Origin of the sequence: Sphingobium sp., from assembly GCF_036170395.1 — a bacterium.
GTDB lineage: Bacteria > Pseudomonadota > Alphaproteobacteria > Sphingomonadales > Sphingomonadaceae > Sphingobium.
The window spans coordinates 32,269-55,206 of sequence record NZ_JAVHPD010000054.1 but is presented as its reverse complement, the minus strand read 5'-3'; the positions used below and the strand labels follow the sequence as shown (position 1 = coordinate 55,206).

The window sequence follows — 22,938 nt, the reverse complement described above, 5'->3', positions numbered from 1 at the left end:
AAGCGCTGGTCGAAAGCGCGCTCGACCATATCAAGCTGCTGCAGGACCAGGATTTCCACGAATATAAGGTCGCCGTGAAGGCGAGCGACGTGTTCCTGGCGGTCGCGGCCTATATGCAATTGGCCGATGCGGTCGATTGCCCGCTGCATCTGGGCATCACCGAAGCCGGCGGCCTGATCGGCGGCACGGTCAAGAGCGCGATCGGCATCGGCAATCTGCTCTGGGCCGGCATTGGCGACACGATCCGCGTCTCGCTTTCGGCCGAACCGGAAGAGGAAGTGCGGGTCGGCTATGAGATGCTCAAGACGCTCGGCATCCGCACCCGCGGCGTCAAGGTCATCTCCTGCCCCAGCTGCGCGCGGCAGGGCTTCGATGTGATCCGCACCGTCCAGGCGCTGGAGGAACGGCTGCAGCATATCAACACGCCGCTCTCGCTCTCGGTGCTGGGCTGCGTCGTCAACGGTCCGGGTGAAGCGCGCGAGACCGATATCGGCCTGACCGGCGGCGGCAATGGCAAGCATATGGTCTATCTGTCGGGCGTCACCGATCACACGATCCAGGATGCCGACATGGTCGACCATATCGTCAGGCTGGTCGAGGCCAAGGCGGCCGAGATCGAAGCCGCGGCAACCGACGCGGGACAGGTACAGGCGGCGGAATGACGGACAGCGCCGACCGGTCCGCCATCGCCCATGGCGCAGGCGCCACGGGTGCGCAGGCGGTCGGCGCGTCCGCTATTGGGACATTGGCTCTGGGCGCGATTGCATTGGGGGCAATAGCGGTTGGCGCCTTGGCCATCGGTCGCCTGCGCATCGGCAAGGCACGGATCACCCGGCTTCATATCGACGAATTGCATATCGGCAGGATCGTCGGCCCCGGTCGCGACTGATCCCGTCACCCGTCGATGGATCGTCCGCTTTCCTCTCCCCGCAGCCCGTCCGTGCTGCTGCCCTTCCTCATCTGCTGCCTTGGCGTCGCGCTCTTTTCGGTGATGGACGCGGCGATGAAGGGGCTCAGCCTCTCGATCGGCCTTTATAACGCGCTGCTCTGGCGCGCGATCACCGGCAGCCTGCTCGGGCTGGTCCTGATGCTCGCCACCCGCCAGCGCTGGCCCAACCGCTCCGTGCTGCGCCTGCATCTGCTGCGCGGCGTGGTGGTCGCGCTGATGGCCAGCTTCTTCTTCTGGGCGATCATGCGTCTGCCGCTCGCCGAAGCCATTGCCCTCTCCTTCATCGCTCCGCTGATCGCGCTCTATCTTGCGGCCTTGCTGCTCAAGGAACGGATCGGGCGGCAGGCGATTGGCGCCTCGCTGCTCGGCCTGGTCGGGGTAGGCGTGATCCTGTCGGGGCGGATGCGCGGCGACTATGATGGCGACGCGCTGATGGGGGCGGGCGCGGTGCTGCTCTCGGCGATGCTGTTCGCCTGGAACCTGATCCTCCAGCGCCAGCAGGCCCAGCTTGCCTCGCCGATCGAGGTCGCCTTCTTCCAGCATCTGGTCATGCTGGGCGTGTTTGCGATCGGCGCGCCGGCCTGGGCGATCGTGCCGACCGGAGCGGCGGTGCCGCTGGTGCTGCTGGCTGCCATCCTGGCCTTCACCTCTCTCGCCGCGCTCGCCTGGGCCTATGCGCGTGCGGAGGCCCAGCGGCTGATCCCGGTCGAATATACCGCCTTTGTCTGGGCCGCGATCTTCGGCTCGCTCGCCTTTGGCGAGCAACTGACGCTCACCACCCTTGCCGGTGCCTTGTTGATCGTCGCCGGCTGCCTTATCGCCGCGCGCACGAAACGGGCGGATATCGCCCATGTGGAAGCGGGAGCGGCATGAGCCAGGTCATCATCAGGGACGCGCAATCGACGGATATCGATGCAATCGCGAATTTCATCCTGGCGCTCGCCGATTATGAGAAGCTGGCCCATGAAGTGAAGGCCGACCGTGAGACGCTGGCCCGCTATCTGTTCGGACCCCGGCCGATGGCGGAGGTGCTGATCGCAGAGCATGATGGCGCGCCGATCGGCTTTGCCCTCTTCTTCCACAATTTTTCGACCTTCGAGGGGCGTCCGGGCCTCTATCTGGAGGATCTGTTCGTGCTGCCCGAAGCGCGGGGATTAGGCGCCGGCAAGGCGTTGCTCGCCCGTCTCGCCCAATTGGCGATCGCGCGCGACTGCGCCCGGCTCGAATGGTCGGTGCTCGACTGGAACGCGCCGGCCATAGCCTTCTACCGGGCGATTGGCGCCCGGCCGATGGACGAATGGACCGTGCAGCGCGTCGATGGCGACGCGCTCAGCGCCCTCGCATCGCATCCTGCAGGCTGACGCCCAGCAGCACGATCGCAAAGCTGCTCAGGGCAATCACGACAAAGGCGGGATAGAAAGAGGCGAACATGACGACATCTCCTTTCGCCGCCCATTTTGCGCCTGCGCCCCAGGCGCGCGACATACGCAATGTTGCGGATGGGGCGGGACGAGCCGAGGGGCCGCAGGCTTGACGAGGACTCCTGGCTCGGCGCATTGTGCCGGAACGGAACATTTGGGGGACATTTGACCATGGCTGTCAGCCGCGGAGCCAAGCGCGCGCCGGAATGGCGCGAAATGCTCAAGCGCAGCATCGTGCGCAGCGGCGCGCTGATCGGGGCGATCTCGCTGTTTCTGGCGACCCTGTTCCTGGCGCTGGCGCTGCTGAGCTATCAGCCCAGCGACCCGTCGATGAACACGGTGGCGGGCGATCATGTCGCCAATATCATGCGCGCGCCCGGCGCCATGGTGGCCGACATGCTGCTGCTGCTGTTCGGCGTGCCGATCGCGCTGCTGCTGCCGCTGATGGGGATCACCGCCCGTCGCCTGTGGGGCGATCATGAGATGATCGGGTGGAAGGCGCAGTTCGGCAAATGCCTGGTCGGCATCATCCTGATCGGCATCGCGCTCGCCCTGTTCCAGCCCGATCCGCTGGTCGGCCTGCCCTCCGGCTGGGGCGGCATGATCGGCCTTGTCACCGCCAAGGGGGTGATGAGCCTGACCGCCCAGGCGCCGGCTGCGCAGGGCTGGATCATCGGCATATTGGTGGTCGTGGCCATGCTGGCCGGCCTGTTCGTCTGGTATCGCAGCCTGGCGCTGGAAAAGCCGATCTTCACCATCCGCCGTCCGACCCTGCCCCGGCTCAGCCTGCCGCGCCCCTCGCTCGCCTTTGCGGGACAGGGAGGAGCGGCCGATCTGGACGAGGATGATGACGGCCCGGTCGAACGAGTGATCGCGCCGCGCAAGCAGGTGTCGAACGAGCCCAAGCCGCCGATCACCATCCAGGCGCCCAAGCCCGCCCCGGTGCAGCGCTCGACCGCGCCGGTGTCGCAGGATGATCTGTTCGGCCACAGCTCGCTGCCGTCCGCCGACCTGCTCAATCCGATTCCCGCCAATCAGGGGCAGAAGATCGACAAGGCGGCGCTGGAACGCAACGCCCGCCTGCTGGAGAGCGTGCTCGACGACTTCCATGTGAAGGGCAATATTGTCGAGGTTCGCCCCGGACCCGTCGTCACCATGTATGAGCTGGAGCCGGCACCGGGCATCAAGGCGAGCCGCGTGATCGCGCTGGCCGACGATATCGCTCGCAACATGTCGGCGCTGTCGGCGCGCGTCGCGACCATTCCCGGCCGTACCGTCATCGGCATCGAACTGCCCAACACCAATCGTGAGGGCGTGTCCTTCCGCGAACTCATCACCAGCGAGCAGTTCGGTGCGGAAGCGACCCTGCCGATCATCCTGGGCAAGAATATCTCAGGCGAGCCGATCATCGCCGATCTGGCGCCGATGCCGCATCTGCTGATCGCAGGCACCACCGGTTCGGGTAAGTCGGTCGGCCTCAACGCCATGATCCTGTCGCTGCTCTACCGCATGACGCCGGACCAGCTGCGCCTGATCATGATTGATCCCAAGATGCTGGAACTGTCGACCTATGACGACATTCCGCATCTGCTCGCCCCGGTCGTGACCGAGCCGAGCAAGGCGATCCGCGCGCTCAAATGGGCGGTCGAGCAGATGGAGGATCGCTATCGCATGATGGCGTCGATCTCTGTCCGCAACCTCGCCAACTACAACGAGAAGGTTCGCGCCGCCAAGGCCAAGGGCAAGCCGCTCGGCCGCCGTGTCCAGACCGGCTATGATCCCGAGAGCGGCAAGCCGATCTATGAGGAGGAGCAGCTGGATTTCCAGCCGCTGCCGCAGATCGTGGTGGTGGTCGACGAGCTGGCCGACCTCATGATGACGGCGGGCAAGGAAGTCGAATTCCTGATCCAGCGTCTGGCGCAGAAGGCGCGTGCTGCCGGCATCCACCTGATCCTAGCGACCCAGCGTCCCTCGGTCGACGTCATCACCGGCGTCATCAAGGCGAACCTGCCGACCCGCATCAGCTTCTTCGTGACCAGCAAGATCGACAGCCGCACCATCCTGGGCGAACAGGGCGCCGAACAGCTGCTGGGCAAGGGCGACATGCTCTACATGCATGGTGGCAAGGGCCTGATGCGCGTTCATGGTCCCTTCGTTTCGGACGATGAAGTGCGCGTGGTCGCCGACCATTGGCGGGCGCAGGGTTCGCCCGATTATATCCAGGCGGTCACGGAAGAGCCGGAAGAAGGCAGCTTCGCGCTCGACGGCGTGGACCTGGGCGATGACAGCCCGGACGCGCAGCTGTTCCGCAAGGCCTGTCAGCTGGTGTTCGAGAATCAGAAGGCCTCGACCAGCTGGCTGCAGCGCCAGCTGCGAGTCGGCTACAACAGTGCGGCACGCCTGATCGAACGGATGGAGGAAGAAGGACTGGTCGGCCCGCCCAACCATGTCGGCCGCCGTGAAGTGCTGCGTGACGAGAATGGTAATCCGCTCTGACGCTACGAAATGCTTGTTTTCCTTGAGCGATTGCGTTCCGTGCAACCATGCTTGCTGCCTTCGCATTTGTCGTGACAGGGGCTTTGGGACATTAGGAACAGGCCTTTCAGGCATCCTCTCCTAAAAACTTTTCAGGCTGATCTTCGGATCAGCCTTTTTTTTGTCCGCGAATCGGTCTAGGCAGGCGTCGCTGCTGCCGCGCCGATAAACATAATTGGAGCGGTGCCGCCGGTAAGACCGGCATGGCGAGGCGGGAGCACGGGGGATCGAGCCAGCCATTTCACGGCCGCTCTCCCCCGTCTGGTCTTTCCGATCGATCCTTTCCCTGCGATGGAACAGCAAGGTTCACAGCGGGTTCAAGCCCCACCCCCTATGCCCCCTTTTCCGAACAACCCGGAGATGATTGCATGAAGCGCATCCTCGCGCCTGTCGCCCTGTCCCTCGCCACCGCGCTGGTTGCGGTGCCGGCGGGCTATGCCCTTGCCCAGCAGGCGGCACCGTCCGACCTCAATCAGGTCAATGCCTATATCCGCGCCGTCACCACCCTGACCGCCGATTTCAGCCAGACCGACCGCAATGGTCAGGTGCTGACCGGCAAGCTGACCCTGAAACAGCCGGGCAAGATCCGTTTCCAATATGAAAAGGGCGTGCCGTTGCTGATCGTGGGCGATGGCAAGGCGCTGACCCTGATCGACTATGAAGTGCGCCAGGTGCAGCGCTGGCCGATCGGCAATTCGCCGCTGGCCGCGCTGATCGACCCGACCAAGGATCTGTCGAAATTCGGCACCGTCGTCCCCACCGGCGACCCGACCGTGCTGAGCGTGCAGGCAAAGGATCCCAAGCGGCCCGAATTCGGCACCATCACCATGATCTTCAAGCGCAAGCCTGCGTCGCCGGCCGGACTGGAGCTGTATGGCTGGGTCGCGCTCGACGCGCAGAATAATCGCACGGCGGTGCGCCTGTCGAACCAGCAATATGGCGTGCCGGTCGCCGATTCCGCCTTCCGCTGGACCGATCCGCGTCCGCGCGGCCGTCCAAACGGCTAGGGCGGGCCGCAGGAACGATGGGCTGAAAACTTTCTGCCATCGTTCATCTGCCGCTCATATCGGATCGCCTAGATAGAGATCACGGCGAGAGACGCAGACCGGGATTTCCCCCCTGTTACCCGGCACAACGCTCCCGTCGCAAAGCGCTTCAAGGGCGCGATCGAGACCCCCGTTCCACGCCCCCGGAGCGGGGGTCTTACTTGTCTGGCTCCCCTTGGGTCGCTTGCACAACGATCCGCGCCCTCCTAGGTGGCGGGACATGGCCGACATGCTTTCCATCTGCTCCTGGAACATCAACAGCGTCCGCGCGCGCATCGACATCGTCGAGCAATTGCTGCGCGAGGAAGCGCCCGACATTCTCTGCCTTCAGGAAACGAAGGTGGTGAACGACATCTTCCCGCGCGAGATGTTCCGTCGCATGGGCTATGTCCATCAGGTGCTGAACGGCCAGCGGATGCACCATGGCGTCGCGATCATGAGCAAGGTGCCGATCCATGAGGACGACCGCTTCGACTGGCAGGCGAATGGCGAGGCGCGGCATGTCGGCGTGCGGCTCGACAATGGGGTGCGGATCGAGAATGTCTATGTGCCGGCCGGCGGCGACGTGCCCGACCGCACGGTGAATCCGAAATTCGGGCAGAAGCTCGATTTCCTCGAACGCATGATCGAATGGTCCACCGCGCTCGACGACAAACCGACCATCCTCACCGGCGATTTCAACATCGCCCCGCTCGAATGCGATGTGTGGAGCCACAAGCAGCTGCTCGACGTCGTCAGCCATACCCCGGTGGAATGCGAGATATTGGGCCGGCTCCAGGCGTCGAACGACTGGGTCGATATCGGCCGCCATTTCCACCCCGCGCCCGCCCGCCTCTATACCTGGTGGAGCTATCGCGCGAAGGACTGGGCATTGTCGGATCGCGGCCGCCGGCTCGATCATATGTGGATGACGCGCGATGTCGCGGAAAAGGCGGTCAGCCATCGGGTCGTCGAACCCGCGCGCAGCTGGGGCAAGCCGTCGGACCATATCCCGATCATCACGCAGTTCGCCTTCTGATGACGGGGAAGGACGCCGCCCGCGCGATCGACGCGCTGCGCCGCGGCTGGGCGATCCGGCTGACCGCCGCCGATGGCGCGATCCGGCTGATGGCGATCGAAGGGGCGGACGCGGTGACGCTGGCCGGCTTCGATCCCGAAGGGCGCGCCGATATCCTGATTTCCGCCGCCCGCGCCGAGACGCTGAAGCTCGCCAACCAGCTCGCCGCCGCCGATCCCGACTGGCCGGTGCTGATCGCGCGCGCGCCCTGGATCGACGCTGACGTAGCGACCGCCATTTCCGATCCGGTGCTCGACCTCGCTTCCCCGCTCAAGGGACCGTTCCGCGCCCGGACGCTGCCCGCGCCACAGGCCGCCAAGGCGGCGCTGCGCCTCGCTCGGCTCGCCGGCATCCTGCCCGCCTATTTCCTGCTGGAGGGCGACGGCCCCGTCGAGGCGGAGGTCAGCGCCGATGCGATCGCTGCCTATGACGACGCCGTCCATCTCGCCATCGCGACCCGCGCGCGGTTGCCCGTATCGGCGAGCGAAAGCGCCGAGATCATCGCCTTCCGCAGCCCCGACGAGCCGCGCGAGCATGTCGCCCTTGTCGTAGGCCAGCGCGACGCCTCCCCGCCCGTCATCCGCATCCATAGCGAATGCCTGACCGGCGACGTGCTGGGCAGCCTCAAATGCGATTGCGGCCCGCAACTGCATCAGGCGCTGCACCAGATCGCGCAGGCGCGCTGGGGCATCCTCCTCTATCTGCGGCAGGAGGGGCGCGGCATCGGCCTCGTCAACAAGCTGCGCGCCTATGCGCTCCAGGATCAGGGGTTCGATACGGTCGACGCCAATGTGCGCCTGGGTTTCGCGATCGATGCGCGCGATTTCTCGGTCGCGGCGCGGATGCTCGACCTGCTGGGCGTCCGGTCGGTGCGCCTCCTCACCAACAACCCGAACAAGGTCGCGGGGCTGGAAGCAGCGGGCGTCACGGTGGTCGAGCGGCTGCCGATCATCCTGCCCGCCAACCCGCATAATGAACGCTATCTCGCCACCAAGCGCGACCGCACCGGCCACCAGCTATGAGCGTCGTCCGGGTGGAGAGCGCGGAAGGCCGGCTGCGCTTCGGCGCTCTCACCATGGCCTGTGCCATCGGCCGGGGCGGCGCCTGCTCCGCCGCCGACAAGCGCGAGGGCGACGGCTGCACGCCGCTTGGCGCCTGGCCGCTCCGCGCCGTGCTGCTGCGCCCCGGCAAGGTCTCGGCATCGGGGATAAAACTGCCGTGGCGGTGGATCAGGCCAGACGATGGCTGGTCCGACGATCCATCCGATCCCGCCTACAACCGCCCCGTCCGCCTGCCCCGCGCCTTCTCGGCCGAAAGCCTGATCCGCGCCGACGACGCCTATGACGTGATCGTGATTCTCGGCCACAATGACGCGCCGCCGGTCCCGGGCAAGGGCAGCGCCATCTTCTTCCACCTGTCCGAAGGCCGCCCGACCGCCGGCTGCGTCGCGGTGGCGCGCGCCGACATGCTGCGCCTGCTCCCGCTGCTCGCGCCGGGTGACATGATGGAAATCAAAGAACCCCGTTCGCCCTGAGCCTGTCGAAGGGCGCGCGCGCCCTTCGACAGGCTCAGGGCGAACGGGCCTTGGGTGTCCTAAGCCATCTCCAGCGCTTCGCCCACTTCGCCGCCGGCCGCTTCCAGCAACCGCCGCTCCAGCGTCTGGAGCCGCGCCTTGCTCTCGATCTTCCCGCCCAGCAAATCGGTGATGTAGAAGGTGTCGACTGCACGCTCGCCATAGGTGGCGACATGGGCGCTGTGGACCGTGACCTTCGACTGGAACAGCGCGTTGGCGAGGCTGAAGAGCAACGCCGGCCGGTCGCGGGCATTCACCTCGACCACGGTGAAGCGGTTCGACGCCTTGTTGTCGATCAGCACATTGGGTTCGATGCGGAACGCCTCGGCCCGGGTGCGCGTCAACGGCCGCGCCGACAGCTTGGTGATGAGGCGATGCCGGTTGGAGAGCGAATCCTCGATCGCGTTGCGGATGCGGGTCAGCTGCTCGGGGCTGTGGAACGCCCCGCCGAACGGATCCTGCACCAGGAAATTGTCGATCGCCACGCCATCGCGGGTCGTATGGATGCGCGCGTCGATGATGTTGCCGCCGGCAAGGTGGATCGCGCCCGCGATGCGGTAGAACAATCCCGGATGGTCGGCGGCATAGACCGTCACCAAAGTCGCGCCGCGCTGCGGATAATAGCGCGCCTCGATCGAGAGCGGCGCGTCGCCGGCGGCCAGGATATGCCGGGCATTGTCGAGCAAGATATCCTCGGGCTCGGCGATCCAGTAGCTTTCGGGCATCCGCCGGCTGAACGCCTCGAACGCGGCCATATCCAGCCCCAGCGCCTGCCGCAGCGCCTCCTGCTTGGCGATCACGCGCTCGCCCCGGCCCTTCTGCTTGTGGCCCAGCCGCAGCACCTCTTCGGCGGAATCGTAGAGGTCGCCCAGCAGCTGCCGCTTCCAGCTGTTCCATACCCCCGGTCCCACCGCGCGAATGTCCACCACCGTCAGGCACAGCAGCAGCCGCAGCCGTTCCGGGCTTTGCACCACGTCCACGAAATCGAGGATGGTCTTGTAATCGGCCAGATCGCGCTTGAAGGCGGTGGCCGACATCAGCAGGTGATAGCGCACCAGCCAAGCGACCGTCTCGGTTTCTGCCGGCGTCAGGCCAAGGCGCGGGCAGAGATGCTCGGCCACTTCCGCGCCCAATATGCTGTGGTCGCCGCCGCGCCCCTTCGCGATATCGTGCAGCAGCACCGCGACATAGAGAACCCGCCGCGACAACAGCTTGCCCATCAGCTCGGTCGCGAGCGGATGGTCGGTGCCAAGCTCGCCCTTCTCGATCCGCGCCAGCAGCCCGACCGCGCGGATGGTGTGCTCGTCGACCGTATAATGATGATACATGTCGAACTGCATCTGCGCGACGACGCGGCGGAAATCGGGCACGAAGCGGCCGAATACGGTCGATTCGTTCATCCAGCGCAGCACCGTTTCGGGATCGCGCGGGGATGTCAGCACCTCCATGAAGGCGGCGTTGGCGCGTGGATCGCGGCGCACCTTGGCCGAAATCAGCGCTGCGTCGCGGCTCGCCGCGCGCATCGCGCTGGGGTGGATCTGCAAGCCATGCTTGTCCGCCACGGCGAAGATTTCCAGCAGCCGCACCGGATCGGCCTGAAAGAAATCGTCGCTCGGCAGGCTCAGCCGTCCTCGGTCCAGCACGAAACCGTCGAGCTTCTTGGGCCGGCGGAAGATGGCGGGAATGTAGCGCCGCCCCTTCGGCCCCATCTGGTCATCGAGATGCGCCAGGAACACGGCGGTCAGGTCGCCCACCGTCTTTGCATTGAGGAAATAATAGCGCATGAAGCGCTCGACCCCCGACCGGCCGGCGCGCGCGATGAAGTGCATCCGCGTCGCCGTTTCGAGCTGAAGGTCGAAGGTCAGCCGGTCCTCGGCGCGCCCGGTGATGCTGTGCAGGTGACAGCGCACCGCCCACAGGAAATCCTCGGCCTTCTGGAACTGGCGCAGCTCCGCCTGCGTCAGCAGCCCGACATCGACCAGCTCGGCGACCGACCGCACCCGGTTCACATATTTGCCGATCCAGAACAAAGTATGGAGGTCGCGCAGGCCGCCCTTGCCTTCCTTGACATTGGGCTCGACGACATAGCGGCTGTCGCCCATCCGCTTGTGCCGCTCTTCGCGCTCCTCCAGCTTCTCGGTGACGAAGGCGCGGGCATTGCCCTGCATCACCTCGGCGTCGAAGCGGGCGGAGGTTTCCTCGTAAAGCGCCCGGTCGCCCCAGATATAGCGCGCCTCCAGCAGGGCGGTGCGGACCGTCAGGTCGCTCTTCGCCATCCGCATCGTCTCGTCGACCGACCGGCTGCTATGGCCGACCTTCAGGCCCAGATCCCACAGCGAATAGAGCATGGATTCGATCACCTGCTCGGTCCAGCCGGTCGGCTTCCAGGGAGTGATGAAGCCGATGTCGACGTCGCTGTGCGGCGCCATCTCGCCCCGGCCATAGCCGCCGACGGCGATCAGCACGATCCGCTCGCCGGTGCTGCGGTTGCCCGAAGGGTAGAGATGGTGCGTCGTCGCGTCGTAGAGCAGCCGCAAAATCTGGTCGATCAGGAAGGCGAAGGCGGTCACCGCCTCGCGCCCGCGCGTCGGCCGCGCCTCCAGCCGCCGCGCGACCTCCGCCCGGCCCTGCTCCAGCGCCGCCTTCAATTCCTTGACGATCAGCCCGCGCAGCCGCACGCCGTCGCCCTCATGCGTCTGCGCAAGGGCGTCGATCGTGTCGGAAATAGCGCGCCGGTCGATGATCGCGCGGCGCGATCCCAGCGCGGGGAACTGCATGACCATGGCTGCTATCTAGTCATGGCGGCGCTGCGCGGCCAGTTGTTTCAGCCGATATATGTGATCGAGTGCTTCCCTTGGGGACAGGGCATCGGCGTCGATCGCCTCGATCGCGGTCAGCAGCGGGTCGGGCGCGGCCTCCTCCTGCGCCATGGCGGCGGCGAACAAAGGCAGATCGTCGAGGCCCGCCGCGATGCCGCCGGTCCTGGCCTTGCCCGCCTCCAGCCTCGCCAGCACGTCCTTGGCGCGCTTGAGCACGGCGGGCGGCAAACCGGCAAGCCGCGCGACGGCCAGGCCATAGCTGCGATCGGCCGGCCCTTCGGCGAGTTCGTGCAGCAGGATGAGGTCGCCCTTCCATTCGCGCGCGCGGACATGGTGAAGCGACAGCGACGGCAGCGTCTCGGCGAGCCGGGTCAGCTCATGATAATGGGTCGCGAACAGGCAGCGGCAGCGATTGACCTCATGCACCGCCTCCACCACCGCCCAGGCGAGCGCGAGCCCGTCATAGGTGGAGGTGCCACGGCCCACTTCGTCCAGGATCACGAAGCTGCGCTCGGTCGCCTGCGCCAGGATGGCGGCGGTCTCGACCATCTCCACCATGAAGGTGGAGCGCCCCTTGGCGAGATTGTCCGACGCGCCGACCCGGCTGAACAGCCGATCGACCAAGGTCAGCGTCGCGCTTCGCGCGGGCACATAGCCGCCCGCCTGCGCCAGGATGACGATCAGCGCATTCTGCCGCAGGAAGGTCGACTTGCCGCCCATATTGGGGCCGGTCACGAGCCACAGCCGGTCGCTTTGCGACAGGCGGCAGTCATTGGCGACGAAGGGCTGCCCCTCGCGCCGCAGCGCATCCTCCACCACCGGATGCCGCCCGCCGACGATGTCCAGGCACTGGCCCGCGCCATCGGCGGGTACGAAATGCGGCCGCTGCCAGCCGCCCTCCGCCGCGCGTTCGGCCAGCGCCGCCGCGACATCGAGCCGGGCGAGCGCATCGGCTGCCCGCGCAATGTCGCCCTTGCGGTCCAGCACCGCCTCGATCAATCCTTCCAGATGTGCGGCTTCGGCCACCAGCGCGTGCGCGCCGGCCTGTGCGACGCGCCCGGCCTCTTCATGCAGGTCGATCGAGTTGAAGCGCACCACGCCGGCCAGCGTCTGCCGGTGGGTGAAGCCGCTCTCGGGCTGCATCAGCGCGTCGGCGACCCGCGCGGGCACCTCGACATGATAGCCGAGAACGCCATTGTGCCGGATCTTGAGCGCGGAAATGCCGGTCTGGTCGCGATATTTCGCCTCCAGCGCCGCGATCGCCCGCCGCCCGTCGCCCGCCATGCGCCGCAGTTCGTCCAGCGCCGCGTCATAGCCATCGGCGATATAGCCGCCGCTGGCCGTCTCGGTCGGCGGCGCAGGCACCAGCGCGCGCGACAGGGCATCGACCAGCTCGCCATGCCCGTCGAGCGCGGGCAGGAGTTGCGCCAGCAGCGGCGGCATGTCGCTGAGCCGCCCCAACCGCTCACGCAGCAGCCGCGCTTCGCCCAGGCCATCGCGCAGCTGCCCCAGGTCGCGCGGACTGCCCCGCCCCACCGCCACGCGCCCCAGCGCCCGGCCGATATCGGGCAAGGCCCGCAGCGCACCGCGCAGCTGGTCGCGCAGCCCCGGATCATCATGGAACAGCTGCACGAGGCCGAGCCGCGCCTCAATAGCGAAGAGGTCCATCAGCGGCGCGGAGAGATCCTGCGCCAGCAACCGCGCGCCCGCGCCCGTCACCGTGCGGTCGATCGCATGGAGCAGGCTCCCCGCGCGCGTGCCGGCGGTCGTCGCCACGATCTCCAGGCTCTCGCGCGTCGCCGCGTCGATCGCGACATGCGCGCCGGTCGCCTTGCGCAGCGGCGGCGCGAGGAAGGGCAGCGTGCCCTTGCCCGCATGGTCGAGATAGGCGACGAGCCCGCCCATCGCCGCCAGTTCCGCCCGGCCGAACTGCCCGAAGCCGTCGAGCGTCGCCACGCCGAACAGGCGTTTGAGCGCCTCCTCCGCCCGCGTGCTCGAAAAGGCCGCGCGGTCGAACATATGGCAATCGGCGACGTCCAGCGCCGATCCCTCCGCCACCACCGTCTCGCTCGGCCGCAGCCGCGCCAGCTCGGCGGGCAGGTCGCCGATCGGGCAGGTCATCGTCTCGAACCGGCCGGTCGAAATATCGGCGGCGGCGATCCCGATCTCGCCGGATGCTTCCCCGCCCAGCTGCGCCAGCGCGACCAGCATATTGTCGCGCCGGCTGTCGAGCAACGTCTCCTCGGTCAGCGTGCCCGCCGTCACATAGCGGACGATCGCGCGCGCGACCAAAGCCTTGCCGCCCCGCGCTTTCGCCTGCGCCGGGGTCTCGGTCTGCTCCGCTATGGCGACCCGGTGCCCCGCCTTGATGAGCCGCGCGAGATAGCCCTCGGCGCTGTGCACCGGCACGCCGCACATCGGGATCGGCGCGCCGCCATGCTCGCCCCGGCTGGTGAGCGCGATATCGAGCGTCGCGGCGGCCATCTTCGCGTCGTCGAAGAACAGCTCGAAAAAGTCGCCCATGCGGTAAAAAAGCAGGCAATCGCGCGCTTCGGCCTTCAGCGCCAGATATTGCGCCATCATCGGCGTGGCCTGCGCGCCGCTGTCGGTGGGGGACGTCATGCCAGCAGCCGATAGCCCGAAGTCGCGTCCGGGGCCAGAGTGTCGCAACGACCCATTGGCGTCACAGACATATCTGATATGGTTGCGCTATCCAAATGGCGCGGGATCGATTCCGCGCGCTCTTCGTAATGACAGCGGAACGAACAGGGAGGACAACATGCCGTCGGATCATGTCACGCGGCGGGGCATATTGCGCGGGGCGGCGCTCGCCGCCGCGGCAGGACCGGCCCTGTCTCCCGCCCATGCGGCCGAGCCAGCCAAAGCCAGCAAAGGAACGCCGATGACCCCTGTCGAACTCACCGTCAACGGGCGAGAGGTGCATCTTCAGCTCGATCCGCGCACCAGCCTGCTCGATGCGCTGCGCGAACATCTGCACCTGACCGGCACCAAGAAGGGCTGCGATCACGGCCAGTGCGGCGCCTGCACCGTGATCGTGGAGGGGCGGCGCATCAACAGCTGCCTGACGCTGGCGGTGATGCACGATGGCGAAAGCGTCACGACGATCGAGGGGCTGGGCACGCCCGACCGGCTGCACCCGATGCAGAAGGCGTTCATCGTCCATGACGGCTATCAGTGCGGCTATTGCACGCCCGGCCAGATCTGCTCGGCCGTCGCGGTGCTGGACGAGATCAAGGCGGGCGTCCCCAGCCATGTCACCCCCGACCTCGATGAGGTTGCACTGAGCGACGCCGAACTGCGCGAGCGGATGAGCGGCAATATCTGCCGCTGCGCCGCCTATCCCAACATCATCGCCGCGATGAAGGATGTCGCGGGGGAGGCCAAGGCATGAGACCCTTCACCTACGAACGCGCGACCAGCGTGGAAGGCGCGGCGAAGGCGGCCGCCTCGGTCCAGGGCGCGCGCTTCATCGCCGGCGGCACCAACCTGCTTGACCTGATGAAGCTCCAGATCGAAACCCCGACCCATCTGATCGACGTCAATCATCTGGGCCTCGACCGGATCGAAATAACGCCCGAAGGCGGCCTTCGTATCGGCGCGCTGGTCCGCAATACCGATCTTGCCGCCGACAAGGCGGTGCGGCGCGACTATGCGGTGCTGAGCCGCGCGCTGGTGTCGGGCGCGTCGGGCCAGCTCCGCAACAAGGCGACGACCGGCGGCAACCTGCTCCAGCGCACCCGCTGCCCCTATTTCTACGACACGCGGATGCCCTGCAACAAGCGCCAGCCGGGCAGCGGCTGCGGCGCGATCGGCGGCATCAGCCGGGGGCTGGCGATCCTCGGCGTCAGCGACGCCTGCATCGCCCAGCATCCGAGCGACATGGCGGTGGCGATGCGGCTGCTCGACGCGCAGGTCGATACGGTAGACGGAGCCGGCGCGCGCCGCTCCATCCCGATCGCCGATTTCCATCTTCTCCCCGGCGATACGCCGCACAAGGAAACGGCGCTGAAACCGGGCGAGATCATCACCTCGGTCACCTTGCCCAAGCCTGTCAGCGGCACCCATGTCTATCGCAAGGTGCGCGACCGCGCCTCCTACGCCTTCGCGCTCGTGTCGGTCGCGGCGATCTTCGCCAAGGACGGAACGGCGCGCTTCGCCTTTGGCGGGATCGGCGCGAAGCCATGGCGCGTGGCCGCCGCAGACGCTGCGGGCAAGCAGGGCGCGAAGGCGGTGGCGGAAGCCGCGCTCGCCGGCGCGCGCACGACCGAACATAATGATTTCAAGAAGGCCTTGGTGCAGCAGACCCTGGTCTCGCTCTACCGTCAGCAGGAGGCGCGGGCATGAAGTTCGACACCCCGGCAACGACCAACCCGATCGACAAGGGCCGCGTCGTCGGCGTGGCCCAGGACCGGATCGACGGCCCCGCCAAGGTAACGGGCACCGCGCCCTATGCCTATGAACGGCACGACGCCGCGCCCAAGCCCGCTTATGGCTGGATCGTCGGATCGGCGATCGCCAAGGGGCGGATCGTATCGATCGACAGCCGCGCCGCGCAGGCCGCGCCCGGCGTGCTCGGCATCGTCACCCACGCCAATGCCGGAAAGCTCGGCAAGGGCAATATGAACACCGCGCCTTTGCTCGGCGGGCCGCAGGTCGATCATTATGACCAGGCGGTGGCTTTGGTCGTCGCCGACACCCTCGAAAATGCGCGCGACGCGGCCAAGCTGCTGCGGATCGACTATGCGGCCGACGGCGGCAAGTTCGACCTCGCGGCCGAACGGCTGAACGGCACCATGCCGCCCTCGATCTTCGGATCGCCGGCCGACACCAAGGCGGGCGATTTCGACGCCGGCTTCGCCAAAGCGGCGGTCAAGATCGACCAGAATTACACCACGCCCGACCATAGCCATGCGATGATGGAGCCGCACGCGACCACCGCCGCATGGAACGGCGACAAGCTGACGCTCTGGACCGGGAACCAGATGATCGCCTGGGGCGTCGGCGAAGTCGCCAAGACGCTCGGCATCCCCAAGGAGAATGTGCGCCTCGTGTCGCCCTATATCGGCGGCGGGTTCGGGGCGAAGCTGTTCCTGCGCGCCGACGCGCTGCTCGCCGCGCTCGGCGCGAGGCAGGTCGGCCGCCCGGTCAAGGTGGCGCTCGCCCGGCACCAGATCCCCAACAACACCACCCACCGCCCCGCGACGATCCAGCGTATCCGCATCGGCGCGGACAAGGACGGGGTGATCGATGCCATCGCCCATGATGTCTGGTCGGGCGACCTGCCGGGCGGCGGGCCGGAAACGGCGGCGATGCAGACCCGGCTGCTCTATCGCGGGCCGAACCGCCTGACCACGCATCGGCTGGTGACGCTGAACCTGCCCGAGGGCAATGCGATGCGCGCGCCGGGCGAGGCTGTGGGCCTGCTCGCGCTCGAAGTGGCGATGGACGAACTGGCCGAGGCCTGCGGCGTCGATCCGGTCGAACTGCGCATCCGCAACGATGTGCAATATGATCCCGAAGCCGGGCCGCAGCGCCCCTTTTCCAGCCGCAAGCTGGTCGAATGCCTGCGCGCCGGGGCGGATCGCTTCGGCTGGAGCAAGCGCAACCCCAAGCCAGGCCAGGTGCGTGACGGCCGCTGGCTGGTCGGCATGGGCGTGGCGGCGGCGTTCCGCAACAATCTGGTCGCCAAATCGGGCGCGCGCATCGGCGTCGATCGCGCGGGCAAGGTGATCGTCGAAACCGACATGACCGATATCGGCACCGGCAGCTACACGATCATCGGCCAGACCGCCGCCGAAATGCTGGGCGTGCCGCTGGACGATGTGACGGTGCGCTTGGGCGACAGCCGCTTTCCCGAATCCGCCGGCTCGGGCGGCCAGTGGGGCGCGAACAGCGCCACCGCCGGCGTCTATGCCGCCGCTATGGCGCTGCGCACCAAGCTCGCCGAGAAGGCCGGTTATCCCGCCGACCAGGCCGATTTCGACGACGGCCTCGTCAAATATGGGAACCAGACCCAGACGCTCGCCGCGCTCGCCGGACCGGACGGGCTCTGGGCGGAAGACGCGATGGACTATGGCGACCTCGACAAACGCTATGCCCAGGCGACCTTCGGCGCGCATTTCTGCGAAGTGGGGGTCGATATGGACACGGCCGAAGTCCGCATCCGCCGCATGGGCGGGGCCTTCGCCGCCGGGCGCATCCTCAATCCCAAGGCGGCGCGCAGCCAGGTGATCGGCGCGATGACCATGGGCGCGGGCGCGGCGCTGATGGAGGCGCTGGAGGTGGACACACGCTTCGGCTTCTTCGTCAATCACGACATGGCCGAATATGTTGTGCCGGTTCATGCCGACATCCCTGAGCAGGATGTGCTGTTCATAGACGAGCTGGACGACAAAAGCTCGCCGATGAAGGCCAAGGGCGTGGGCGAACTCGGCATCTGCGGCGCGGGCGCGGCGGTGGCGAACGCCATCTACAATGCGACCGGCATCCGCCTGCGCGACTATCCGCTGACGATCGACAAGCTGTTGAAAGCGCGCGCCGCCTGATACCCGCCTTGGCCGACCCGCGCCGCCGCGCTACCGTAGCGCGGCGCGCGAAGGGGGGCCTGGCCGATGGAGCCGACATCTTTGTTTGAACTGATGGTCGTCATGCTTCTGGCGATCATCCTGCTCCATTATGCGGCGCATCGCCTGCGCCTTCCGCCGGCGGTCGCGCTGCTGAGCGGGGGCGCGCTCTTCGCCTTCCTGCCCGGCCTTCCGGTCATCACGCTCGATCCTACGTTGGTGCTCGTCATCTTCCTGCCGCCGCTGCTGATGGACGGCGCGTGGTTCATCGCGCTGCGCCACCTCCACCGCCACATGATCGGCATTGCGGGGCTGGCGGTCGGCGCGGTGATCTTCACGACGGTCGTCGTCGCGCTCGTCACCCACTGGCTGCTGCCCGGCCTGCCCTGGGCCGCCTGCGCTGCGCTCGGCGCGATCGTCTCGCCGCCGGACGCGATCTCGGCCCGCGCGATCCTCCAGCGCGTCCGCCTGCCGCGCCGGCTGGCTATCCTGCTGGAGGGCGAAAGCCTGTTCAACGATGCGAGCGGCATCGTCCTCTTCCGCTTCGCGATCGCGGCCGGCGTGACGGGCACGTTCAGCCTGGTCGATGCGCTGCAGAACTTCGCCCTGCTCGCGATCGGCGGCGGGCTGATCGGCGCGACGGTCGGCGCGGCCTGGGTGCTGCTGGTGCCCCGGCTCGACGACAAATATCTGATGATCGCCGCCTCGCTGCTCGCCCCCTGGGCCTCCTATCTGCTGGCGGAGGCCGGGCATCTGTCGGGCGTGATCGCCACCGTCACCACCGGGCTCATCTGCGGCTGGTATCAGCATGTCGTCTTTTCAGCGACGGTGCGGATGAACGGCACCGCCTTCTGGGCGGTGATGATCTTCCTCATGGAAGCCTTCGTCTTCCTGCTCATCGGCTCGTCGCTGCGCGGCGTGATCGACCGCGTCGGCGGCTTCGATGTCGTGCTGCGCGACATGGCGGGGCCGGTGCTCGCGGTCCTGCTGGCGCTCATCCTCGCGCGCTTCGCCTGGGCTTTCGGCGCGGACGGGATCATCCGGCTGCTGCGCGGCATGGGACTGAAGCGCTACCAGCCCATGGGGGCGAGAGCGGCGACCGTGCTCGGCTGGGCGGGGATGCGCGGCGTGGTGACTCTGGCGGTGGCGCTCAGCGTGCCGGAGGATTTTCCCGGCCGCGATTTCATCCTGGTGACCGCCTTTGCCGTCATCATCGGCACGGTGCTGGTGCAGGGCACCACGCTCGGGCTGGTCATCCGGCTCCTCGGCCTTGAAGAGCCCGACGCCGATCGCCCCCGCATGACGATGAGCCAGGCCGAAGCGGCGATGGCGAAGGCCCAGCTTGCCGTCGTGGAAGTCCATGCCCGCGATGCCGACGGCACGGTCGTCCACCCGCGCCTGCTCGACCGCTATACGCGCCAGGCGACGATCGCCCACAGCTATGCCGGGCAGGAGGCGCATTTCGCCGAAGCGCTCCACGCCCATTTCGACCTGATCCTGAAGGCCGTCGCCGCCGGCCGCGCCGAACTGCTGCGACTCCACCGCAATGGCGACATAGACGAGGATACGCTCCAGGAACTGGAGCGCGATCTAGATATCGAGGAACTGGGCGCGCTGGCCGCGAAAAACTAATCAGGGCTGCACGACCCGCCCCGCCGGCTCGACATTCACCGGCGACGCGGGATCGACGAAGGCGCGCACCAGGAAGATCAGCGCCACCAGCAAAATCGCCAGCGCGCCTGCAATCAGCAAGGGTCGTCTGCTCGGCGGTCTGTCCATATCAGCGCTCCATCCTGCTGCTCGAAAACGGCGCGGGTGGCGCGGCCGTTCCATCAGCCAGGACCAACCTGAGTCAGCGTTCGGACGGGAAAGAACGGGAAATGGTGCTGCCGGTGAGGATTGAACTCACGACCTCAGCCTTACCAAGGATGCGCTCTACCACTGAGCTACGGCAGCACTTATTCAGCCCGCGGCGCGCATGCGCGGCGGAGGCCGGGCCTATGGCTGGCCCGGTGCGGGATGTCAAGGCGGGTTGCGGGCGGCCGCGCATTTTGCTTTAGCGGGCGCCATGGCAGAGACGCAGGACGAGAAAAAGGCGCGGCTGGCGCAGGCGCTCCGCGACAATCTGCGCCGCCGCAAGGCGCAGGCGCGCGCGAGCGCGACCCCGCCGCCCCCTGTCGAGCCGCGCGAATGATCCGCCCCGCATGATCCGCGCCCGCTTCGGCACCGTCCGGGGGCTGGTCCGCCTCGCTCTCTCCTATCCGCAGCTGCTGCTCGGCCGCGCCGCCAGCCTGCCGCCCGATCCCGCGCAGGTGCGCCGGCTGGTGTTTATATGCCAGGGCAATATCTGCCGCAGCGCCTTCGCCCAAGCCGTCGCGCGGAAGGCGGGCTGCAACGCCGTCTCGATCGGCCTCTCGGCCGCGACCGGCCGCCCGGCGCACGGCCCGGCGATCGAAGCCGCCCGCGCGCTCGGCCATGACCTCGCTGCCCATCGCGCGACCGACCGCGCCGACTATAATCCCCTGCCCGGCGACCTGCTGCTGGCGATGGAGGTGCGGCAGCTCCACCGGCTCGCCGCCGATCCGCGCCTGTCCGCCTTGCCGCGCCTGCTGCTCGGCCAATGGGCGCGGCCGCCTATCCCCCATCTCCACGATCCCTATGGCCTCGACGAGTCCTATATGGCGGTCTGCCTCGCCCGGATCGAGCGCGCGGTGCTGCGCCTCGTCAGCGCCTTCCCCGGCGCACGACTTTCCTGACGATCTGCGCCATGTCGCTGAGGAACGGGCGCGGGTCCGACCGGCTGAACACATAATAGCGCGCGCGCGGATTGAAAAAGCCCGCGACATAGCTGACAAGGTCCGCGATCGGCCGCCGGCGGAAGAAGGGATCGCCGATCCGCCCCGGCCGGAACAGGATGCGGAAAAGCCGCTTGGTCTCCGGCACCATATAGCGCGCGCGCAGATCGTCGCGCGGCGTAGGCGCGGCCGCCCGGTCGTTCAGCACCGCCCGGCGATAGGCTTCCCAGGCGAAGCGCGCCCCGCAATGGCGCGCGAGCGGCAGGCTGCCCCAATAGCGGCCATTCACCTCCATCAGCCAGTAGCGCCCGCTTGCCGCATCGTACCGATATTCGACCATCGCCGGCCCTTCCCAGTCGAGCGCGCGCAGCAGCGCTTCGGACAGCGCCATCTGCGCGCCATGCGCCGCCGCCGGCTCGGCCCGGCAGAGGGTCGATATGCCCCCCTCGGGCGGCCATTCGTGCAGCCGCCGATGCTGGAAGCGCAAAGTCGCCCGGCCATCCTCCATATGCAGCATCTGCCCCAGCCCGACGCCGGGGCAATAGCGCTGGATCAGCGGCCAGCGCCCGACCGGCGCATAGCGGTCGAGCAGCGCGCGCAACTCTTCGGCATCGTGCACATATTCGGTCTTGATCCATTCCAGCCCCGCCTGCGCCAGCAGCGGCGCGATCTCCGGCGGGTTGGCCCATTTGGCGACCAGCGGATAGGGCAGGGCGGCCGCCCGCCCCGCGAAATCCTCGCCGGCCAGCGGCTGCCAGGTCTCGGGCACATGCAGCCCCAGCGTCGCGGCGGTCTCCAGCGTCCGCATCTTGTCGATGACGCGCAGCAGCCGCTCGCGCGGCGGCACCAGCAGCACGCAGTCGCCGATCCGCGCGGGCAGGGCGGACAGCGCCAGCAGATCGGCCTCGGACAGGGCCATCACCGCCTGCGCCCCGGTCCGCGCGATCAGCGCCGGCAGCCAGTCCGCTGCCGGCCCCTCCGGCCGCAGCGTCACGCTGCGCACATGGCGGGAGGACGCCGCCAGCGCATCGGCGTTGCGGGACACGCCATGCACCGGCACCCCCTGCTCGCCCAGTTCCCGCACCACGGTCAGCGCGATCGCATTGTCGAGGCCAAGGACGATCGCGCCCGGCAGATCGCTCATGCAGGCACCAGCCGATGTTCGTAGCGCCAGGTGCCCCATGCCTGCTCCAATATGCGGCGGCCGGTGCGCAGCCGGCTGGGGCCTGCGCGGCTGGCGCTATCGGGCCGGTCGGCCAGGTCGGCGGGCAGGTCATTGAAGCCCGCGCCCTTCACCTGCGGCAGCCGGGCGGCCGCGCGGCACAGCGCCTCGAACCGGCCGATGACGAGGCGGTTGGGCCGCATCCGATCGCGCGAGAGCATCTCGAAACTATGCGTGACCACGACGAAGGCGTCCTGCCCCGCGCGCGCCGCATGGGCGATGCCCGCGCGCATCTCGGCCGCCGACATGGCGCAAATCTGCGCCGGGCGGAACCCGCCGGGCCGGTCGGCGATGCCCGACACCGGCAGCTCGCTCACCCCATGCAGCCGCGCCGCGCCGACCATCGCGGGATCGGCGGCGATCCGGCATTCACCGCGCAGATAGGCGGGGTTGACGCTGCTGTCCCACGCCACCCCGATCGCCGCCAATGCCCGCAGCGTATCGTCGTTCGCGCCGAAATTGCCGGCGCGGAACGCGGTGATCGGCGGCGCACCCGCTTCCTCCAGCAACCGCTTCGCCAATCCGAGCAGGATGGTCTGGTCCGCCAGCGCAAAGTCGCCGATATTGCGCCCCTGCCGCCCCTCGACCGGGGACCGCTCGGCCCATTGCAGCCATTCGCTGTGAATGTGCATCTGCACTTCATGCCCGCGCGCCACGATCGGCCCGACCACCTCGGCCAGAAAATCCGCCCCATGGACCAGCGCCGGCATGGGATCGAGGAAGAACACGCCCTTGAGGCCATGGCGCTCCAGCAGGTCCATCTGCCAGCCGATGCCGAACGCGCCCTTGTCCGTCTCCGCCCAGATCGACCGACGCAGATTCTCGGCGAGGCCGATCCCCCGCTGATGCAGCGAAGCCGACAATTCGGTATCGACGGTGATGAGCAGCGCAGTCATGGGGCGATCCGGTGCGGGACTGATATCCTGCCATAGGCCCC

At 67.7% G+C, this 22,938-nt stretch carries 20 protein-coding genes and 1 tRNA gene; 15 read left to right on the top strand and 6 right to left on the bottom strand.

What is annotated here, in order from left to right; all coding sequences use genetic code 11:
• The 9 genes from V2B31_RS14065 to V2B31_RS14025 form a co-directional block, all read left to right on the top strand.
• The coding region (locus V2B31_RS14065) for a flavodoxin-dependent (E)-4-hydroxy-3-methylbut-2-enyl-diphosphate synthase (RefSeq protein WP_328279556.1) at positions 1 to 662 on the top strand (662 nt) is incomplete at its 5' end.
• Positions 659 to 889 (top strand): hypothetical protein, encoded by a 231-nt coding sequence (locus V2B31_RS14060; protein ID WP_097384940.1) that lies wholly within the window; start codon positions 659 to 661, stop codon positions 887 to 889. The genes V2B31_RS14065 and V2B31_RS14060, both read left to right, overlap by 4 nt.
• A gap of 15 nt (positions 890 to 904) precedes the next feature.
• Positions 905 to 1,822 carry a DMT family transporter gene (locus tag V2B31_RS14055; protein ID WP_328279553.1) on the top strand — a complete coding sequence of 306 codons (918 nt, stop codon included), beginning with the start codon at positions 905 to 907 and terminating at the stop codon, positions 1,820 to 1,822.
• A complete protein-coding gene (locus tag V2B31_RS14050; RefSeq protein ID WP_161732571.1) occupies positions 1,819 to 2,310 on the top strand; it encodes a GNAT family N-acetyltransferase in 492 nt (163 codons plus the stop codon). Before V2B31_RS14055 ends, V2B31_RS14050 begins: the two co-directional genes overlap by 4 nt.
• Before the next feature lie 231 nt (positions 2,311 to 2,541).
• Positions 2,542 to 4,866 (top strand): FtsK/SpoIIIE family DNA translocase, encoded by a 2,325-nt coding sequence (locus tag V2B31_RS14045; protein WP_037508930.1) that lies wholly within the window; start codon positions 2,542 to 2,544, stop codon positions 4,864 to 4,866.
• 407 nt (positions 4,867 to 5,273) lie between these two features.
• Positions 5,274 to 5,912, top strand: a complete 639-nt coding sequence (locus V2B31_RS14040; RefSeq protein ID WP_004209221.1) for a LolA family protein — start codon at positions 5,274 to 5,276, stop codon at positions 5,910 to 5,912.
• Between the two features lie 259 nt (positions 5,913 to 6,171).
• Complete coding sequence (locus tag V2B31_RS14035; RefSeq protein WP_328279548.1) at positions 6,172 to 6,969, top strand: exodeoxyribonuclease III; 798 nt, start codon at positions 6,172 to 6,174, stop codon at positions 6,967 to 6,969.
• The gene (gene ribA / locus V2B31_RS14030) at positions 6,969 to 8,030 is read left to right on the top strand and encodes a GTP cyclohydrolase II (RefSeq protein ID WP_328279546.1); all 1,062 of its coding nucleotides are present in this window, start codon (positions 6,969 to 6,971) and stop codon (positions 8,028 to 8,030) included. The genes V2B31_RS14035 and ribA overlap by 1 nt, the downstream gene beginning before the upstream one ends.
• Positions 8,027 to 8,542: a L,D-transpeptidase family protein gene (locus V2B31_RS14025; protein WP_328279544.1), complete on the top strand. Its 516-nt coding sequence runs from the start codon at positions 8,027 to 8,029 to the stop codon at positions 8,540 to 8,542. The genes ribA and V2B31_RS14025 overlap by 4 nt, the downstream gene beginning before the upstream one ends.
• 59 nt (positions 8,543 to 8,601) lie before the next feature.
• On the opposite strand, the gene V2B31_RS14020 is transcribed toward V2B31_RS14025, so the two are convergent.
• Positions 8,602 to 11,364: a [protein-PII] uridylyltransferase gene (locus tag V2B31_RS14020; protein WP_328279541.1), complete on the bottom strand. Its 2,763-nt coding sequence runs from the start codon at positions 11,362 to 11,364 to the stop codon at positions 8,602 to 8,604.
• Positions 11,365 to 11,373: 9 nt separating this feature from the next.
• Positions 11,374 to 14,022, bottom strand: a complete 2,649-nt coding sequence (gene mutS / locus V2B31_RS14015; RefSeq protein WP_328279539.1) for a DNA mismatch repair protein MutS — start codon at positions 14,020 to 14,022, stop codon at positions 11,374 to 11,376.
• Between the two features lie 157 nt (positions 14,023 to 14,179).
• On the opposite strand from mutS, the gene paoA reads away from it, so the two are divergent.
• The 4 genes from paoA to V2B31_RS13995 all read left to right on the top strand — a co-directional run bounded on the left by paoA (position 14,180) and on the right by V2B31_RS13995 (position 19,616).
• The gene (gene paoA, locus V2B31_RS14010) at positions 14,180 to 14,812 is read left to right on the top strand and encodes an aldehyde dehydrogenase iron-sulfur subunit PaoA (protein ID WP_328279537.1); all 633 of its coding nucleotides are present in this window, start codon (positions 14,180 to 14,182) and stop codon (positions 14,810 to 14,812) included.
• Positions 14,809 to 15,765, top strand: a complete 957-nt coding sequence (locus tag V2B31_RS14005) for an FAD binding domain-containing protein (protein ID WP_328279535.1) — start codon at positions 14,809 to 14,811, stop codon at positions 15,763 to 15,765. Before paoA ends, V2B31_RS14005 begins: the two co-directional genes overlap by 4 nt.
• Positions 15,762 to 17,966, top strand: coding sequence for an aldehyde oxidoreductase molybdenum-binding subunit PaoC (gene paoC, locus V2B31_RS14000; RefSeq protein ID WP_328279533.1), 2,205 nt, complete (start codon positions 15,762 to 15,764; stop codon positions 17,964 to 17,966). Before V2B31_RS14005 ends, paoC begins: the two co-directional genes overlap by 4 nt.
• A 93-nt stretch (positions 17,967 to 18,059) precedes the next feature.
• Positions 18,060 to 19,616: a Na+/H+ antiporter gene (locus tag V2B31_RS13995; protein WP_328279531.1), complete on the top strand. Its 1,557-nt coding sequence runs from the start codon at positions 18,060 to 18,062 to the stop codon at positions 19,614 to 19,616.
• Here V2B31_RS13995 and V2B31_RS13990 read toward each other — a convergent pair whose 3' ends face one another.
• Positions 19,617 to 19,763: a hypothetical protein gene (locus V2B31_RS13990; RefSeq protein ID WP_328279529.1), complete on the bottom strand. Its 147-nt coding sequence runs from the start codon at positions 19,761 to 19,763 to the stop codon at positions 19,617 to 19,619. It abuts the gene before it with no gap.
• Positions 19,764 to 19,865: 102 nt separating this feature from the next.
• Positions 19,866 to 19,940, bottom strand: a tRNA-Thr gene (locus tag V2B31_RS13985).
• A 112-nt stretch (positions 19,941 to 20,052) separates the two neighbouring features.
• Here V2B31_RS13985 and V2B31_RS13980 point away from each other — a divergent pair.
• On the top strand, positions 20,053 to 20,178 hold the full coding sequence (locus tag V2B31_RS13980; RefSeq protein ID WP_328279527.1) for a hypothetical protein: 126 nt from the start codon (positions 20,053 to 20,055) through the stop codon (positions 20,176 to 20,178).
• A 10-nt stretch (positions 20,179 to 20,188) separates the two neighbouring features.
• Positions 20,189 to 20,740, top strand: coding sequence for an arsenate reductase/protein-tyrosine-phosphatase family protein (locus V2B31_RS13975; protein WP_328279525.1), 552 nt, complete (start codon positions 20,189 to 20,191; stop codon positions 20,738 to 20,740).
• Here the strand turns inward: V2B31_RS13975 and V2B31_RS13970 are convergent.
• Together V2B31_RS13970 and V2B31_RS13965 are read right to left on the bottom strand one after the other, a co-directional pair.
• Entirely contained in the window at positions 20,709 to 21,923 is a 1,215-nt protein-coding gene (locus V2B31_RS13970; protein ID WP_328279523.1) for a carboxylate--amine ligase, read from the bottom strand. The two genes, V2B31_RS13975 and V2B31_RS13970, sit on opposite strands and share 32 nt — an antisense overlap.
• Positions 21,920 to 22,897 (bottom strand): polysaccharide deacetylase family protein, encoded by a 978-nt coding sequence (locus V2B31_RS13965; protein WP_328279521.1) that lies wholly within the window; start codon positions 22,895 to 22,897, stop codon positions 21,920 to 21,922. The genes V2B31_RS13970 and V2B31_RS13965 overlap by 4 nt, the downstream gene beginning before the upstream one ends.
• Positions 22,898 to 22,938: the final 41 nt, after the last annotated feature.

Bases quoted from the DNA above. Each gene is read 5' to 3' on its own strand.
- V2B31_RS14060 (WP_097384940.1), top strand. From the start codon at position 659: ATGACGGACAGCGCCGACCGGTCCGCCATCGCCCATGGCGCAGGCGCC.
- V2B31_RS14055 (WP_328279553.1), top strand. From the start codon at position 905: ATGGATCGTCCGCTTTCCTCTCCCCGCAGCCCGTCCGTGCTGCTGCCC.
- V2B31_RS14050 (WP_161732571.1), top strand. From the start codon at position 1,819: ATGAGCCAGGTCATCATCAGGGACGCGCAATCGACGGATATCGATGCA.
- V2B31_RS14045 (WP_037508930.1), top strand. From the start codon at position 2,542: ATGGCTGTCAGCCGCGGAGCCAAGCGCGCGCCGGAATGGCGCGAAATG.
- V2B31_RS14040 (WP_004209221.1), top strand. From the start codon at position 5,274: ATGAAGCGCATCCTCGCGCCTGTCGCCCTGTCCCTCGCCACCGCGCTG.
- V2B31_RS14035 (WP_328279548.1), top strand. From the start codon at position 6,172: ATGGCCGACATGCTTTCCATCTGCTCCTGGAACATCAACAGCGTCCGC.
- ribA (WP_328279546.1), top strand. From the start codon at position 6,969: ATGACGGGGAAGGACGCCGCCCGCGCGATCGACGCGCTGCGCCGCGGC.
- V2B31_RS14025 (WP_328279544.1), top strand. From the start codon at position 8,027: ATGAGCGTCGTCCGGGTGGAGAGCGCGGAAGGCCGGCTGCGCTTCGGC.
- V2B31_RS14020 (WP_328279541.1), bottom strand. From the start codon at position 11,364: ATGGTCATGCAGTTCCCCGCGCTGGGATCGCGCCGCGCGATCATCGAC.
- mutS (WP_328279539.1), bottom strand. From the start codon at position 14,022: ATGACGTCCCCCACCGACAGCGGCGCGCAGGCCACGCCGATGATGGCG.
- paoA (WP_328279537.1), top strand. From the start codon at position 14,180: ATGCCGTCGGATCATGTCACGCGGCGGGGCATATTGCGCGGGGCGGCG.
- V2B31_RS14005 (WP_328279535.1), top strand. From the start codon at position 14,809: ATGAGACCCTTCACCTACGAACGCGCGACCAGCGTGGAAGGCGCGGCG.
- paoC (WP_328279533.1), top strand. From the start codon at position 15,762: ATGAAGTTCGACACCCCGGCAACGACCAACCCGATCGACAAGGGCCGC.
- V2B31_RS13995 (WP_328279531.1), top strand. From the start codon at position 18,060: ATGGTCGTCATGCTTCTGGCGATCATCCTGCTCCATTATGCGGCGCAT.
- V2B31_RS13990 (WP_328279529.1), bottom strand. From the start codon at position 19,763: ATGGACAGACCGCCGAGCAGACGACCCTTGCTGATTGCAGGCGCGCTG.
- V2B31_RS13980 (WP_328279527.1), top strand. From the start codon at position 20,053: ATGGCAGAGACGCAGGACGAGAAAAAGGCGCGGCTGGCGCAGGCGCTC.
- V2B31_RS13975 (WP_328279525.1), top strand. From the start codon at position 20,189: ATGATCCGCGCCCGCTTCGGCACCGTCCGGGGGCTGGTCCGCCTCGCT.
- V2B31_RS13970 (WP_328279523.1), bottom strand. From the start codon at position 21,923: ATGAGCGATCTGCCGGGCGCGATCGTCCTTGGCCTCGACAATGCGATC.
- V2B31_RS13965 (WP_328279521.1), bottom strand. From the start codon at position 22,897: ATGACTGCGCTGCTCATCACCGTCGATACCGAATTGTCGGCTTCGCTG.